Here is a 15,040-nt window from a genome sequence, read left to right as displayed (position 1 = left end):
CATGCGCGGGCATCGCGCATGCCGCGATCGGACATAATCGCGGTTTGCACGCCGTTTGCCATTCCGCCCATCCGCAATGTCCGATTCCTTCCGCTGGCCCGCCGGGGCCGACCCGTTCCGTTTCCTCGAAGCGCTCGACAGCAAGCGCGCCCGCACGTGGGTCGACGAGCAGAACGCGCGCACGCGCGCCGCGCTGCGTGACGACGATGCCTATCGCGCGCTGACGGCGCGCCTCGCGAAAGCGTACCTGCCGCGCGAACGCCCGGTGATTCCAACCCGCTGGCGCGACTGGGCCTACGACCTGTGGCAGGACGATCTCCATCCGAAGGGGCTGTGGCGCCGCACGCGCTGGGACGACTGGCGTGCAGGCCGGCCGGCGTGGGAAACGCTGCTCGACGTCGACGCGCTCGGCGCGGAGGAGGGCGAATCGTGGGTGTTCGAGCAGGACGCGATCCTGTACCCGGACGGCGATCGCGCACTGCTGTCGCTGTCGCCGGGCGGTGCCGACGCGGTCGTCGTGCGCGAATTCGATCTCGTCGAACGTCGTTTCGTCGACGGCGGCTTCACGATCGACGAGCCGGGGCATCACACGGTCGGCTGGATCGATCGCGATACCGTCTACGTGAGCTGGGATCGCGGCGACGCGCATGCCACCGCGGCCGGCTATCCGTATGAAGCGCGGCGCTGGGTGCGCGGCACCGCGCTTGCCGACGCGCCGGTCGTCTTCAGCGGCGAACCCGACGACATCAGCGCGGGCGCGGGGTTCGATCCGATCGACAACCGCCACGTCGCGTGGCGCAGCGTCGACTTCTTCGACGCGCATGCGTACCGGCTGACCGATGCGGGCGAGTGGGCGCGCTACGACGTGCCGCCCCATGTCGAGGTCGGGTTCTGGGAAGGCTGGCTCATGCTGGAGCCGCGCCTCGACTGGGATTGCGGCGGCGTGCGCCATGCGGGCGGCTCGCTGCTGGCGATCCGCGAGCAGGCGTTCCTGGCCGGGTCGCGCGAACTCACGACGCTGTTCGCGCCGCAGCCGACGACGTCCGCGTGCACGTGGACGCACACGCGCACGACGCTGATCGCGAGCTGGCTCGACGACGTGCACAACCGCACGATGCTGTGGCAACCGCGACAGGTCGACGACGGTACGTGGACATGGGATGCGCGGCCGTTCGAGTGGGCGGGCGACGCGCAGATCGACGTCGAGCCCGTCGAGGCGACGCTGAACGACGAGGTGTACGTCGACGTCGACACCTATCTCGATCCGCCCGAATGCTGGCTGGCGGATCTGGCCGACCGCGCGGACGATGCGTCGTCGCGCCGCGTGCTGCTCGACCGGCCGCCGGTGCAGTTCGACGCGACGGGGCTCGTCGTGCGCCGCGCGAGCGCGCGCTCGCAAGACGGCACGATGGTGCCGTACACGCTGATCGGGCCGCGCGATGCACTCGATCCGGCCGAAGGCGCCACGCGCGTCGCGCGGCCGTGTTTGCTGTCGGGCTACGGCGGTTTTGCGATCCCGAACCTGCCGGGCTACAGCGACGCGTTCGGCATCGGGTGGCTCGAGCGCGGCGGCGTGATGGCGTTCGCGCACATCCGCGGCGGCGGCGAGTTCGGGCCGCGCTGGCACGTCGACGCGCAGCGCGAACACCGCCAGCGCTCGTTCGACGATTTCATCGCGGTGGCCGAGGACCTGGCCGCGACCGGCGTGACGAGCGCCGCTCAGCTCGGCATCGAGGGCGGCAGCAACGGCGGGCTGCTGGTTGCCGCGTGCATGGTGCAGCGGCCGGAGCTGTTCGGCGCGGTGCTCTGCCGCGTGCCGCTGCTCGACATGCGGCGTTATCCGAAGCTGCACGCGGGCGCCGCGTGGCTCGACGAATACGGCGACCCGGACGATCCGCACGAAGGTGCGGCGCTGGCCGCGTATTCGCCGTATCACCGCGTGCGTGAAGGCGTCGCGTATCCGCCGTTACTGCTGACGACGTCGACGCGCGACGACCGCGTGCATCCCGCGCATGCGCGCAAGATGGCCGCGCGCATGCGTGCGCTCGGTCATGAACGGGTGTGGTATTGGGAGAACACCGACGGCGGCCACGGCAGTGCCGACGATCTGGAACGCGCGGAAGCCGACGCGGCGGAATTCGGGTTCCTGTGGGCCCATCTCGGGCCGGCGCCCGCGCGGCGCTGAACGCGCGCGGGCTGCCCGGTCAGCCGACGACCGCGACCACGGGCGTGTGGTCGGACGGCTGTTCCCACGTGCGCGGCGTGCGATCGACCTCGCACGACGTGCAGGTTTGCGCGAGCGCCGGCGACAGCAGCACGTGGTCGATGCGCAGCCCCGCGTTGCGGCGGAACGCCATCATCCGGTAGTCCCACCACGTGAAGGTCTTCTCCGGCTGTTCGAAGCGGCGGAACGCATCGACGAAGCCGAGTTCGATCAGTTGCGCGAAGTGGGCGCGCTCCTGCGGCGACACGAGGTTCTGGCCTTCCCATTTCGCGGGGTCGTGCACGTCGCGGTCTTCCGGCGCGATGTTGTAGTCGCCGAGCAGCGCGAGCTTCGGGTAGCGCTGCAGCTCGGTGCGCAGCCACGCCTGCAGCGCGTCGAGCCATTGCATCTTGTAGACGAACTTGTCCGAGTCGGGCGCCTGGCCGTTCGGGAAATACGCGGACACGATGCGCACGCCGTCGACCGTCGCGGCGATCACGCGTTGCTGGGGATCGTCGAAGCCCGGAATGTTGCGCACGACGTCCGATTCGTCGACGGACAGCGTGTCGCGCGCGAGGATCGCGACGCCGTTGTAGGTCTTCTGGCCCGTGAACCAGCTGCGATAACCGGCGGCTTCAAGATCGGCGCGCGGGAATTTCTCGTCCGGCAGCTTCAGTTCCTGCAGGCACAGCACGTCGGTGCCGCTTTGCGCGAGCCAGTCGAGTACGTGCTGCTTGCGGACGTTGAGCGAGTTGACGTTCCAGGTGGCGATTTTCATGAACGGGGAGTGTGCGTGCGGGGTAAATGCGAAGGCCGCCATCTTACCGCGAGCACGCGGTGCGAACGCGCCCGTCGTGCGGGGCGGGGCGGTGCCTCGCACCGCCGTCACGGGGAATCGGGAAGAAATTGTGACAAAAGTATTGACGTGAGTACTTCCTCACCCTATAATTTATTTCTCTGACGCGGGGTGGAGCAGTCTGGCAGCTCGTCGGGCTCATAACCCGAAGGTCGTAGGTTCAAATCCTACCCCCGCAACCAAGCACACCAGACGATGTGCAGCGCATATGACCGATGCGCGCTTCGTCGACAAGAACCCGGCTCCATGCCGGGTTTTTTGTTTTCTGCGCGCGGCGCCGCTATCGCGCCGCCCACTCGACCGCCGCCTTCGCATGCAGCGCGGTCGTATCGAACACCGGCAGCGGCGAGTCGTCCGCGCCGATCAGCAGCGTGATTTCCGTGCAGCCGAGGATCACCGCCTGGGCGCCGCGCGTCGCCAGTTCCTCGATGATCGTCACGTACGTCGCGCGCGATTCCGGCGCGATGATGCCGTGGCACAGCTCGTCGTAGATGATCCGGTGCACGTCGTCGCGCCCGCGTTCGTCCGGCACGAGCACCTCCATGCCGAACCTGTCGCGCAACCGCTCCGCGTAGAACGGCAACTCCATCGTGTAGCGCGTGCCCAGCAGCGCGACGCGCTCGATGCCCGCATCGCGCAGCGCGGCGCCGGTCGGATCGGCGATGTGCAGGAACGGCAGTGTCACCGCGGCTTCGATCGCGGCGTGGACGCGATGCATCGTATTGGTCGTCAACACGACAAGATCGGCGCCGGCCGCTTCGAGCTGCCGCGCGGCACTCGCCATCCGCTCGCCGAGCGCGGCCCAGTCGTGCGTGCGCTGCAGCGCTTCGATCTCCGCGAAATCGACCGTGACCAGCACGCTTTTCGCGTTGTGATGTCCGCCGTGCAGCGCCTTCGAATGGCGATTGATCATCCGGTAGTACTCTGCCGACGATTCCCAGCTCATCCCGCCGATCAGTCCGATCGTCTTCATCCGTCACCTTTGCGTTTCGTGTATTGCGGCAGACGAGTATAGGCGCCGCTGCCCGCGCCGGCCGGTACGATCCGCGCAAAGCGGGCCGGTACGGCACAGCCGGGCGCGACCGCACGCGACAGTTGAAACCGGCACTGTGTTTTTGTACAGTATCGGCACCGTGAACCCGACCATCATTCCGCCTGCCGATCCGCACGCGCCGCCGCCGGGCGACGTGCTGCCGCGCATGCGCAAGATCATTCATTGCGATTGCGACTGCTTCTACGCGTCGGTCGAGATGCGCGACGACCCGTCGCTGCGCAACCGGCCGCTCGCGGTCGGCGGCCGGCCCGACCAGCGCGGCGTGATCGCGACCTGCAACTACGAGGCGCGGCGCTACGGCGTGCATTCGGCGATGTCGTCGGCGCTGGCGATGCGCAAGTGTCCGGACCTGCTGATCCTGCCGTCCGCGATGGACAAGTACCGCGCGGCATCGCGGCAGATCATGGCGATCTATCGCGACTACACGCCCGACGTCGAGCCGCTGTCGCTCGACGAGGCGTACCTCGACGTCAGCGGGTCGGAGCGGTGCCAGGGCAGTGCGACGCTGATTGCGCGGGAGATCCGTCAGCGCGTGCACGATACGGTCGGCGTGACCGTGTCGGCCGGCGTCGCGCCGAACAAGTTCATCGCGAAGATCGCGTCCGACTGGAACAAGCCCGACGGGCTGTTCGTCGTGCGGCCGCACGAGATCGACGCGTTCGTCGCGGCGCTGCCGGTGCGCAAGCTGCACGGCGTCGGCAAGGTGACGGCCTCGCGGCTCGACCGGCTCGGCATCCAGACCTGCGCGCAATTGCGCGACTGGCCGCTGATCGACCTGCACCGCGAATTCGGCGCGTTCGGGCGGCGGCTGTACGAATTGTCGCGCGGGATCGACGAGCGGCCGGTGCAGGCCGACCAGGAGCGCAAGTCGGTCAGCGTCGAGACGACCTACGTCACCGATCTGACGACGCTCGAGCAGTGCGCGGAAGAAATCCGCCGCCTCGTCGTGCAGCTCGACGCGCGTATCGCGCGGGCGGGCGCCGCGCGGTCGATCCGCAAGCTGTACGTGAAGATCCGCTTCGCCGATTTCCAGCGGACGACGGTCGAGTGCGTGGCCGACGCGACGCATGCGGATACGGCCGTCACGCTGCTCGCGAAGGGGCTGCAACGGCGTGCGCAGGCGGTGCGGCTGCTCGGCGTCGGCGTGCGCATCGACGAGGATACCGCCGAGCGCCACGGGCAGTTCTCGCTGTTCGACGACGAAGCCGGTAACGCCGACGACGCAGCCGGCGAACTCCCGGCGCCATGAAAAAAGGCACCGCCGCGGCGGTGCCTTTCGATGCAGCCGGACGAGCCGGACAGCGGGCGCTCAGTGCGCGGGGGCAGCCATCCCGTTGTGGCGCAGCAGCGCATCGATCTGCGGCTCGCGGCCGCGGAACGCCTTGAACGAGTCCATCGCCGGGCGGCTGCCGCCGACCTCGAGGATTTCGCGGCGATAGCGCGTGCCGGTCGCCGCGTCGAGTACGCTGCCGCTCGCGGCGGCCGCTTCCTCGAACGCCGCGTACGCATCGGCCGACAGCACCTCGGCCCACTTGTAGCTGTAGTAGCCGGCCGCGTAGCCGCCCGCGAAGATGTGGCTGAACGTGTTCGGCCAGCGCGAGAACGCGGCTTGCGGGATCACGTGATAGCGTTCGTTGATCTCGCGCGCGAATGCGGTCACGCCGGTGGCGCCGGCCGGGTCGAAGTCGACGTGCAGCAGCATGTCGAACATCGAGAACACGATCTGGCGCAGCGTGCCGAGCCCGCTCTGGAAGTTCTTCGCGGCGATCATCTTGTCGAACAGCTCGCGCGGCAGCGCGGCGCCCGTATCGACGTGCGACGACATCGACGACAGCACGTCCCATTCCCAGCAGAAGTTTTCCATGAACTGCGACGGCAGCTCGACGGCATCCCATTCGACGCCGTTGATGCCCGACACGCCGAGCTCGTCGACGCGCGTGAGCATGTGGTGCAGCCCGTGGCCGAATTCATGGAACAGCGTGATGACTTCGTCGTGCGTGAAGCATGCGGGCTTGCCGCCGACCGGTGCCGAGAAGTTGCAGGTCAGGTACGCGACCGGCGTCTGCACGGTGCTGCCGCGCTTCGCGCGCGAACGCGCGTCGTCCATCCACGCGCCGCCGCGCTTGCCTTCGCGCGCGTACAGGTCGAGATAGAACTGCGCGACGAGCGAGCCGTCGCGGTTTTCGACGCGGAAGAAGCGCACGTCCTTGTGCCACACCGGCGCATCGTCCGGCTTGATCTGGACGCCGAACAGCGTCTCGGTGACGGTGAACAGGCCCTTCAGCGCGGCCGGCTCCGGGAAGTACTGCTTGACCTCGTTTTCCGAGAACGCGTAGCGCTGCTGGCGCAGCTTCTCGGCCGCGTATGCGACGTCCCACGGCGCGAGTTCGGCGAGGCCGAGTTCCTTCGCGGCGAACGTGCGCAGCTCGTCCCAGTCCTTGTCCGCGTGCGGGCGTGCGCGCGTTGCGAGATCCTCGAGGAACGCGATCACCTGCTGCGGCGATTCGGCCATCTTCGGCGCGAGCGACACTTCGGCGAAGTTGCGGTAGCCGAGCATCTGCGCCTCTTCGCGGCGCAGCTTCAGCGCATCGGCGACGATCGCCGTGTTGTCCCATTCGGCCTTGCCGTCGCCGTACTGCGGACCGAGTTCCGACGCGCGTGTCGCATAGGCGCGGTAGAGCGTCTCGCGCAGCGCGCGGTTGTCGGCGTATTGCAGCACCGGGAAGTACGACGGGAAGTGCAGCGTGAATTTCCAGCCTTCCTTGCCGTCCTTCTGCGCGGCTTCGCGGGCGGCCTCGATCGCGTCGCCGGGCAGGCCGGCCAGTTCGGCGTCGTCCTGCACGATGTACGCGTACGCGTTGGTCGCGTCGAGCACGTGATCGGAGAAGGCCTTCGACAGCGCGGCCTGCTGTTCCTGCAGTTCCGCGAAGCGCGGCTTCTGGTCCTCGGGCAGCTCGGCGCCCGACAGGCGGAAATCGCGCAGCGCGTTGTCGAGAATCTTTTTGCGTTCGGTGGACAGCGTTGCGTATTCGGCACTCGCGGCGATCGCCTTGTACTTCTCGTACAGCGCGAGGTTCTGGCCGACGCTCGACCAGAATTCGGTCACGCGCGGCAGGTTTTCGCCGTAGGCGGCCCGCAGTTCGGGGGTATCGGCGACCGCGTTCAGGTGGCCGACGATGCCCCACGCGCGACCGAGCGGCTCCGTCGCGTGCTCGACCGTCTCGACGACATCCGCCCAGGTTGCCGGCGTCGCGGCCGCGCTTGCGGTCTCGACCGCGCGGTTGGCGGCATCGAGCAGCGTGTCGAGCGCGGGCGTCACGTGTTCCGGGCGGATCTCGCCGAAGCGGGGCAGGCCCGAGAAGTCGAGAAGCGGGTTGGTGTTGGCGCTGGCGGACATAAGACTCCCTGTCTGTTGCCGGATGAACCGGAGTGAAAAGGGTAAGGCGCGCACGGCAGCGCGGCGCCCGATATCGACATTATTGGGGCGCATCGCGCGCTTTCCAATCGTTAGTTTCTAACGACGCGATTGGCGCGGGGTCGAATGCGGGACGGGGCGGCCGGCAAGGTGCGGCCGGCCAGGTGCGGCCGGCGAGGCGCCGGCGCGCGGAACCGCACGCCGGCTGAACGGGCAGGGTCAGGCGGCTGCGTCGGCCGCGCGCTCGGCGGCTTCGATCGTGTTGATCAGCAGCATCGTGATGGTCATCGGGCCGACGCCGCCCGGCACCGGCGTGATGTGGCCGGCCACTTCCTTCACGCCCGCGAAGTCGACGTCGCCGCACAGCTTGCCCGCATCGTCGCGGTTCATGCCGACGTCGATCACCGTCGCGCCGGGCTTCACCATGTCGGCGGTCAGGATGTTGCGCTTGCCGACCGCGGCGACCACGACATCGGCCTGCCGCGTATGCGCGGCGAGGTCACGCGTCTTGCTGTGGCAGATCGTCACGGTCGCGCCGGCGTCGAGCAGCATCATCGCCATCGGCTTGCCGACGATGTTCGAGCGGCCGATCACGACCGCGTTCGCACCCTGCAGCGCGATGCCGTGCGCCTCGAACATCTTCATCACGCCATACGGCGTGCACGGCCGGAACAGCGGCTTGCCGGTCATCAGCGCGCCGGCGTTCGCGATGTGGAAGCCGTCGACGTCCTTCTCCGGCGCGATCGCCTCGATCACCTTGTGGCTGTCGATGTGCGCGGGCAGCGGCAGCTGGACGAGAATGCCGTGGATCTTCGGGTCGCGGTTCAGCTCGTCGATGCGCGCGAGCAGGTCGGCTTCCGACAGCGTGGCCGGGTACGCATCCTTCAGCGAGAAGAAGCCGTTGTCCTCGCACGCCTTGATCTTGTTGCGCACGTAGACTTCGCTCGCCGGGTTGGCGCCGACGAGGATCACCGCGAGACCGGGCTGGTGGCCGCGTGCGGTCAGGGCGGCGGCGCGTTCGGCGGCCTGCGCGCGCAAGGTCTTCGAGAGGGCGTTGCCGTCGATGAGGAGGGCTGTCATGGTGGTGGTCCTGCCGGGAAGTTGGAATGCGGGCGTGCGGCACGCGAAGCGCCGCAGCAAAGCACGCAATTATACCGGTCGCCTGCCGTCGTCCGACAGTGAATACAAGGAAAGCGTCATGGCGCCGGTGCCGGCGCTCCGGGAGGAAGCGCCGGGATGCCGCGCGAGTGGGCCGCATCGCGCGGCGCGGTAGTGTCCGATGGTGCGGCTGGCCGGGCAGGGCTGCCCGGAGCCGCGCGCGACGCTCAGGCCTGCTTCTTCGACAGCGCGAGGCGCAGCAGGTCGGCCACCGTATTGACGTTGAGCTTTTCCATGATGTTCGCGCGGTGCGCTTCGACCGTCTTGATGCTGATGCCGAGATCGTCGGCGATCTGCTTGTTCAGGCGGCCCGCGATGATCCGTTCGAGCACCTGCTGCTCGCGCGCGGTCAGCTTCGACAGGCGTTCGCTCGCGGCACGCTGCTCCTGGACGCTCTTGCTTTCGCTTCGGGCCTTGTCGAGCATCCGCTCGACGAGCTTGCGCAGCTCGGCTTCGTCGAACGGTTTCTCGATAAAGTCCATCGCACCCTTTTTCATCGTCGACACGGCCATCGGCACGTCGCCGTGACCCGTGACGAAGATGATCGGCAGCGCGGCATTGTCGGCGATCAGGCGCTCCTGCAGCTCGAGACCGCTCATGCCCGACATCCGCACGTCGAGGATCAGGCACGCGATCTGGCCGGCCTGCTGCGCCGGCTGGTACGCATCGAGGAACTGCTCGGCGCTCGAGAAGCATTGCACGCGATAGCCGTTCGCCTCCAGCAGCCAGCGCAGCGAGTCCCGTACGGCCTCGTCGTCGTCGACGACGAAGACGGTTTCCTGAGTGGTGGTGACAGGGCTATTCATAGTTCTCCCGTAACGGTATGTGATGCCGATGCCTCGCGCCCCCCTTGGCCGAGATCAGCGGGTTCCCCAATGGGCAGGCTGCAGTGGAACGTCGCGCCGGAAATGCGGCCATCCGGCTCGACGTTGTTGACCACCCACAGACGCCCCCGATGCGATTCGATGATCGAACGGCAGATGTTCAGCCCCATGCCCATGCCATCGGACTTGGTGCTGTAAAACGGTTCGAACAGGCGCTCGGCGGTCGCTTCGTCGACGCCCGGGCCCTGGTCGATCACGCGGATGTCGACGAATCCCGCCTCGATGTCGGCGATGACGCGGATCACGCCGTCCGCCGACGCCGGCTTCACGTCGGCCATCGCCTCGGCCGCGTTCTTCATCAGGTTCACGAGCACCTGCTCGATCAGCACGGGGTCGACATAAATAATAGGCATTCTTGCGAGGATTTCCGTGACGATCCGGATCCTGCGCTTCCTGGCCTCGATTTCAGCGAGCCCGACTGCGTCGGCGACGATGTCCGCGACCCGGGCCGGCTGGCGCTTCGGTTCGCTGCGCTTCACGAATTCGCGGATCCGCTTGACGATCATCCCGGCGCGCAGCGCCTGCTGCGCGGTCTTTTCCAGCGCGGGCTGCAGCGTCTCGGGCGTGCCGCGGCCGCTCTTCACGAGCGCGAGCGTTCCCGAGCAGTAGTTGTTGATCGCGGCGAGCGGCTGATTCAATTCGTGAGCAATCGACGACGCCATTTCACCCATCGTCATCAATCGGCTCGTGAACTGCAGCTTCTCTTCCTGCTGGTGCGCGAGCTCCTGCGCCTTCTTGCGGGTCGTGATGTCGGTCGCGATCTGCATCTGCGCGAGGTGGCCGTCCACCCACTGGATGTACTGGCGGCGCACTTCGAACCACTTCTGGATGCTCTCGACGTACACCTCCTGCGCATCGGCCGTGCTGCTCGTCAGCGCGGCGGCCGGCAAGCCCGCGAACGCGTCGACCATGTCGATCGAGTCGGACGATGCCTGCGCGCGGTCGAAGCCGCCGCCCGACAGCTCGAGATGGCCGTCCGGGCGAATGCCGAACAGGTGGCGGTAGTAGCGGTTCGCGAACAGCAGCTCGGCTTCGTCGGCGGCCAGCACCGACACCGCGGCGTCGAGGCTTTCGAGCACCGTCGTGAAGCGCTCGTGCGCGGCCGCGAGTTCCTCGCGCGCGCGCTTCGGCTCGGTGATGTCGGTCATCGACGACATCCAGCCGGTCTGTCGGCCCGAACTGTCGATCAGCGGCGACACGTACAGGCGCGCATGGAACAGCGTGCCGTTCTTGCGCCGCACGCGCAGCTCGAAGCCCGAACTCGGCGCCTTGCCGCGCAGCGTCATGTCGAGCTGGCGCTGCATTTCCGGGTAAGCGTCGCGCGGCCAGTACGGGAACGGCGCGACCTTGCCGACGAGGTCGGTTTCGTCCCAGCCGGTCATCCGGCAGAACGCGGGGTTCACGTGCGTGATGCGGCCGTGCATGTCGAGCACGCGCATGCCGATCAGCACCGAATTTTCCATCGCGCGGCGGAAGAACGCTTCCGCGTACAGCGCCTGCTGCGCCTCGAAGCGCTGGCGCGTGTGCTTCCACAGGCTCCAGAGGCTCCACAGCACGAAGCACGACAGGCCCGCCACGAGCCACACGAGCGTGTTGTTGGTGAGGTTCGTGAGCTGCGGGAATGCGTACACGCGCACGGTCAGCCCCTGGCCGGGCGGATCGAGCGGCAGGTCGTAGTGCGAGTCGCGCGGCAGGCGCGGGCGCGTCGACGTGGACGACAGCTCGCGGTTGTTCGCGTCGGTGATCGAGATCTTGTACTTCGACGACAGTTCCTGCGGGATGTCGTGCTTCAGGATGCCTTCGACCGAGAACACCGCGGCGATCGAGCCGAGGTACTCGCGGTCGCCGCGCATGACGGGCGTCTGCAGCGTGATGAAGCCGTTGCCGAAGTCGTCGTAGATCAGCGGCGAATAGGCCTGGCGGCGCGTGCTGCGCGCCTCGTCGTATGCGCCGCGCACGGCGTCCTGCATCTGCGCTTCGCCGGGCTTCGCGAGCCGCTGGCCGAGCAGCGGTGGATGCACGGTCGGCCAGCGCTGTACGCCGGGCGACGTGTACCAGTTCAGGTAGAGGATTTCCGGGTGCGTCTGCATCACGTCCGCGACGGCCATCTGGAACGCGTTCTGGTCGAGGCGGCCGGATGCGAGGTCGCGCGACAGTGCCTGGAGCTGTTCCTGCGCGCCCGTCATCGACAGGCGGATCTGCTGCTGCGCCCACGCGACGTTCCGGAAGAGGGTGTCTTCCTGCTGCTGCTGTTCGCGGCGGTTGAGGCTCCACAGGATGAGGCTCATCACCACCAGGAACACGAGGATCGACAGCAGTGGCGTCAGCAAATAGGAATTGGACCACCACGGTCCGTGGTGCCAACGGGACGGCTGCGACTCCGCCGGCGGGCCCGACGGTCGCGCCGAGCGTGCGAAAAGCCGATCGGTCAACATGGCAGGATTGTAGCGCAGCGCAATACATGGAAAACCTATACCGGATATGTTGAACGGAAACGGATTTGTTTCGCCGGGACGCGCCGGAGAGCCCCGAAATATGGGTGCAGCGCAGCAATATTTCGTATTGCGAGAAAAGATCTCACTATTCGAAAATTTTGTTGCGCAGGCCCGCGCACGCTCATTACAATCCGCTGGAGCTTGCCCGCAGCCGGTCGCGTCGCGTCGTCTGCACGAGAGCGATCCTCACATTCCAGGACCCAGGAGACGAGAATGTCCGCTGTACCGAACGAAGTGATGAAATATGTCGCCGCCGAACGTGACGACGACCCGCAAGAAACCGTCGAGTGGCTGGAGTCGCTCGATGGCGTGATCTCCTCCGTGGGCACCGGCCGCGCGCATTACCTGATCGAAAAGCAGATCGAGTTCGCCCGCATGCACGGCGAACACCTGCCGTTCTCCGCCAATACCCCGTACATCAACACGATCCCGGTCGAAGCCCAGGCGAAGATCCCTGGCGACCAGGACATCGAGCACCGCATCCGTTCGTACACGCGCTGGAACGCGCTGGCGATGGTGCTACGTGCAGGCAAGGACACGAACGTCGGCGGCCACATCGCGTCGTTCGCGTCGGCCGCGACGCTCTATGACGTCGGCTACAACCATTTCTGGCACGCAGCGTCCGAGCAGCACGGCGGCGATCTCGTGTTCGTGCAGGGCCACTCGTCGCCGGGCGTCTACTCGCGCGCATTCCTGCTCGGCCGCCTGAAGGAAGAGCAGCTCGACAACTTCCGCCAGGAAGTCGACGGCAACGGCATTTCGTCGTACCCGCACCCGTGGCTGATGCCGGACTTCTGGCAGTTCCCGACCGTGTCGATGGGCCTCGGCCCGATCATGGCGATCTACCAGGCACGTTTCATGAAGTACCTGGAAGCGCGCGGCATCGCGAAGACGGAAGGCCGCAAGGTGTGGGCATTCCTCGGCGACGGCGAGACGGACGAGCCGGAATCGCTCGGCGCGATCGGGATGGCGAGCCGCGAAAAGCTCGACAACCTCGTGTTCGTGATCAACTGCAACCTGCAGCGTCTCGACGGCCCGGTGCGCGGCAACGGCAAGATCATCCAGGAACTGGAATCGGAATTCCGCGGTGCCGGCTGGAACGTGATCAAGGTCATCTGGGGCAGCCGCTGGGATGCGCTGTTCGCACGCGACAAGACGGGCGCGCTGATGCGCCGCATGATGGAAGTCGTCGACGGCGAGTACCAGACGTACAAGTCGGAGTCGGGCGCGTTCGTGCGCGAGCACTTCTTCAACACGCCTGAGCTGAAGGCGCTCGTCGCCGACTGGTCCGATGACGACATCTGGGCGCTGAACCGCGGCGGCCACGATCCGCACAAGATCTACGCGGCTTTCCACGAAGCCACGAACACGAAGGGTGCGCCGACCGTCATTCTCGCGAAGACCATCAAGGGCTACGGGATGGGCGAATCGGGCCAGGCGATGAACATCACGCACCAGCAGAAGAAGCTGCCGGTCGAGCAACTGAAGAAGTTCCGTGACCAGTTCCGCCTGCCGATCACCGACGAGCAGATCGCCGACGTGCCGTACCTGAAGTTCGAGGAAGGCTCGAAGGAACTCGAATACATGCGCAAGCAGCGCATGGATCTCGGCGGCTACCTGCCGCATCGCCGCGAGAAGGCGACGTCGCTGCCGGTGCCGGCGCTCGACGCGTTCGAACCGCTGCTGAAGGGCACGGGCGAGGGCCGCGAGATCTCGACGACGATGGCGTTCGTGCGGATCCTGAACATCCTGCTGAAGGACAAGGCGCTCGGCAAGCGCGTCGTGCCGATCGTCCCGGACGAATCGCGTACGTTCGGCATGGAAGGCCTGTTCCGCCAGATCGGTATCTGGAACCAGCAGGGCCAGAAGTACGTGCCTGAAGATTCCGACCAGCTGATGTTCTACAAGGAATCGGAGACCGGCCAGATCCTGCAGGAAGGCATCAACGAAGCGGGCGGCATGTGCGACTGGATCGCGGCGGCGACGTCGTATTCGACGCACGGCGAGATCATGGTGCCGTTCTACATCTTCTATTCGATGTTCGGCTTCCAGCGGATCGGCGACCTGGCATGGGCCGCGGGCGACATGCGTTCGCGCGGCTTCCTGCTCGGCGGTACCGCGGGCCGCACGACGCTGAACGGCGAAGGCCTGCAGCACGAAGACGGTCACTCGCTCCTGTGGGCGGCATCGGTGCCGAACTGCGTGAGCTACGACCCGACCTTCGGCTACGAGCTCGCGGTGATCGTCCAGGACGGCCTGCGCCGCATGGTGCAGGACCAGGAGGACGTGTACTACTACATCACGGTGATGAACGAGAACTACGAGCACCCGGCGATTCCGCAGGGCGAGCACGTGGCGGCCGACATCATCAAGGGCATGTACTCGTTCAAGAAGGCCGACGCCGACAAGAAGGCGCCGCGCGTTCAACTGCTCGGCGCGGGCACGATCTTCAACGAAGTGATCGCTGCCGCCGACCTGCTGAAGAACGACTGGGGCGTCGCCGCCGACCTGTGGAGCGTGCCGAGCTTCACCGAGCTGGCGCGTGAAGGCCACCAGGTCGAGCGCTGGAACCTGCTCCATCCGACCGAGGAGCGTCGCCTGTCGCACGTGCAGAAGTGCCTGAAGGACACGCAGGGCCCGGTCATCGCGTCGACCGACTACGTCCGCGCGCTGGTCGACCAGATCCGCGGCCAGATCGATCGCCGCTTCGTCGTGCTGGGCACCGACGGTTTCGGCCGCTCGGATACCCGCGAGAAGCTGCGTCACTTCTTCGAAGTCGACCGTCACTGGGTCACCGTCGCCGCGCTCAACGCGCTGGCCGACGAGGGCACGATCGAGCGCAAGGTGGTCGCGGACGCGATCGCCAAGTACAACCTCGATCCGTCGAAGCCCAACCCGATGACCGTTTAACGCACACGCCGTGTGATGCCGCGCGCCGCTTCCGCGAGAAGCGCGCGCGGCCATGGAGACAGAAA

The 15,040-nt window shown here is 66.9% G+C and carries 10 protein-coding genes and 1 tRNA gene; 5 read left to right on the top strand and 6 right to left on the bottom strand.

All coding sequences use genetic code 11. The annotated features are described in order from the left end of the window. Positions 1-76 precede the first annotated feature (76 nt). A complete protein-coding gene (locus ACTJLD_RS27585; protein WP_321907525.1) occupies positions 77-2,185 on the top strand; it encodes a prolyl oligopeptidase family serine peptidase in 2,109 nt (702 codons plus the stop codon). 19 nt (positions 2,186-2,204) lie between these two features. On the opposite strand, the gene xth is transcribed toward ACTJLD_RS27585, so the two are convergent. Further along, the gene (gene xth / locus ACTJLD_RS27580) at positions 2,205-2,981 is read right to left on the bottom strand and encodes an exodeoxyribonuclease III (RefSeq protein WP_048024087.1); all 777 of its coding nucleotides are present in this window, start codon (positions 2,979-2,981) and stop codon (positions 2,205-2,207) included. Between the two features lie 183 nt (positions 2,982-3,164). On the opposite strand from xth, the gene ACTJLD_RS27575 reads away from it, so the two are divergent. Continuing rightward, positions 3,165-3,241: transfer RNA gene (locus tag ACTJLD_RS27575), tRNA-Met, on the top strand. Between the two features lie 98 nt (positions 3,242-3,339). Here the strand turns inward: ACTJLD_RS27575 and ACTJLD_RS27570 are convergent. Continuing rightward, positions 3,340-4,032, bottom strand: coding sequence for an aspartate/glutamate racemase family protein (locus tag ACTJLD_RS27570; protein WP_060169985.1), 693 nt, complete (start codon positions 4,030-4,032; stop codon positions 3,340-3,342). A 136-nt stretch (positions 4,033-4,168) separates the two neighbouring features. Between ACTJLD_RS27570 and dinB the strand changes: the two genes are divergently transcribed. Further along, entirely contained in the window at positions 4,169-5,362 is a 1,194-nt protein-coding gene (dinB, locus tag ACTJLD_RS27565; protein WP_272545952.1) for a DNA polymerase IV, read from the top strand. 60 nt (positions 5,363-5,422) lie between these two features. Here dinB and ACTJLD_RS27560 read toward each other — a convergent pair whose 3' ends face one another. Both ACTJLD_RS27560 and folD read right to left on the bottom strand, forming a co-directional pair. Beyond that, complete coding sequence (locus tag ACTJLD_RS27560; RefSeq protein WP_027786957.1) at positions 5,423-7,510, bottom strand: M3 family metallopeptidase; 2,088 nt, start codon at positions 7,508-7,510, stop codon at positions 5,423-5,425. A 237-nt stretch (positions 7,511-7,747) separates the two neighbouring features. Further along, positions 7,748-8,608, bottom strand: a complete 861-nt coding sequence (folD, locus tag ACTJLD_RS27555) for a bifunctional methylenetetrahydrofolate dehydrogenase/methenyltetrahydrofolate cyclohydrolase FolD (RefSeq protein WP_027786958.1) — start codon at positions 8,606-8,608, stop codon at positions 7,748-7,750. Between folD and ACTJLD_RS27550 the strand changes: the two genes are divergently transcribed. Beyond that, positions 8,607-8,801: a hypothetical protein gene (locus ACTJLD_RS27550; protein ID WP_027786959.1), complete on the top strand. Its 195-nt coding sequence runs from the start codon at positions 8,607-8,609 to the stop codon at positions 8,799-8,801. The two genes, folD and ACTJLD_RS27550, sit on opposite strands and share 2 nt — an antisense overlap. Before the next feature lie 52 nt (positions 8,802-8,853). Here ACTJLD_RS27550 and fixJ read toward each other — a convergent pair whose 3' ends face one another. Together fixJ and fixL are read right to left on the bottom strand one after the other, a co-directional pair. Continuing rightward, positions 8,854-9,492, bottom strand: coding sequence for an oxygen response regulator transcription factor FixJ (gene fixJ / locus ACTJLD_RS27545; protein ID WP_006493245.1), 639 nt, complete (start codon positions 9,490-9,492; stop codon positions 8,854-8,856). Further along, entirely contained in the window at positions 9,489-12,005 is a 2,517-nt protein-coding gene (gene fixL / locus ACTJLD_RS27540; RefSeq protein ID WP_027786960.1) for an oxygen sensor histidine kinase FixL, read from the bottom strand. The genes fixJ and fixL overlap by 4 nt, the downstream gene beginning before the upstream one ends. Positions 12,006-12,278: 273 nt before the next feature. Here fixL and aceE point away from each other — a divergent pair, with 273 nt between their 5' ends. Beyond that, positions 12,279-14,975: a pyruvate dehydrogenase (acetyl-transferring), homodimeric type gene (aceE, locus tag ACTJLD_RS27535; RefSeq protein ID WP_027786961.1), complete on the top strand. Its 2,697-nt coding sequence runs from the start codon at positions 12,279-12,281 to the stop codon at positions 14,973-14,975. The last annotated feature ends 65 nt before the right edge of the window (positions 14,976-15,040 follow it).

The organism is Burkholderia sp. 22088, from assembly GCF_052045915.1.
GTDB classification, from domain to species: domain Bacteria; phylum Pseudomonadota; class Gammaproteobacteria; order Burkholderiales; family Burkholderiaceae; genus Burkholderia; species Burkholderia cepacia.
Note: the sequence above shows the minus strand (reverse complement) of the source record. Positions and strands in the feature narration are given on the sequence as shown.

Bases quoted from the DNA above. Each gene is read 5' to 3' on its own strand.
- ACTJLD_RS27585 (WP_321907525.1), top strand. From the start codon at position 77: ATGTCCGATTCCTTCCGCTGGCCCGCCGGGGCCGACCCGTTCCGTTTC.
- xth (WP_048024087.1), bottom strand. From the start codon at position 2,981: ATGAAAATCGCCACCTGGAACGTCAACTCGCTCAACGTCCGCAAGCAG.
- ACTJLD_RS27570 (WP_060169985.1), bottom strand. From the start codon at position 4,032: ATGAAGACGATCGGACTGATCGGCGGGATGAGCTGGGAATCGTCGGCA.
- ACTJLD_RS27560 (WP_027786957.1), bottom strand. From the start codon at position 7,510: ATGTCCGCCAGCGCCAACACCAACCCGCTTCTCGACTTCTCGGGCCTG.
- ACTJLD_RS27550 (WP_027786959.1), top strand. From the start codon at position 8,607: ATGGTGGTGGTCCTGCCGGGAAGTTGGAATGCGGGCGTGCGGCACGCG.
- folD (WP_027786958.1), bottom strand. From the start codon at position 8,608: ATGACAGCCCTCCTCATCGACGGCAACGCCCTCTCGAAGACCTTGCGC.
- fixJ (WP_006493245.1), bottom strand. From the start codon at position 9,492: ATGAATAGCCCTGTCACCACCACTCAGGAAACCGTCTTCGTCGTCGAC.
- fixL (WP_027786960.1), bottom strand. From the start codon at position 12,005: ATGTTGACCGATCGGCTTTTCGCACGCTCGGCGCGACCGTCGGGCCCG.
- aceE (WP_027786961.1), top strand. From the start codon at position 12,279: ATGTCCGCTGTACCGAACGAAGTGATGAAATATGTCGCCGCCGAACGT.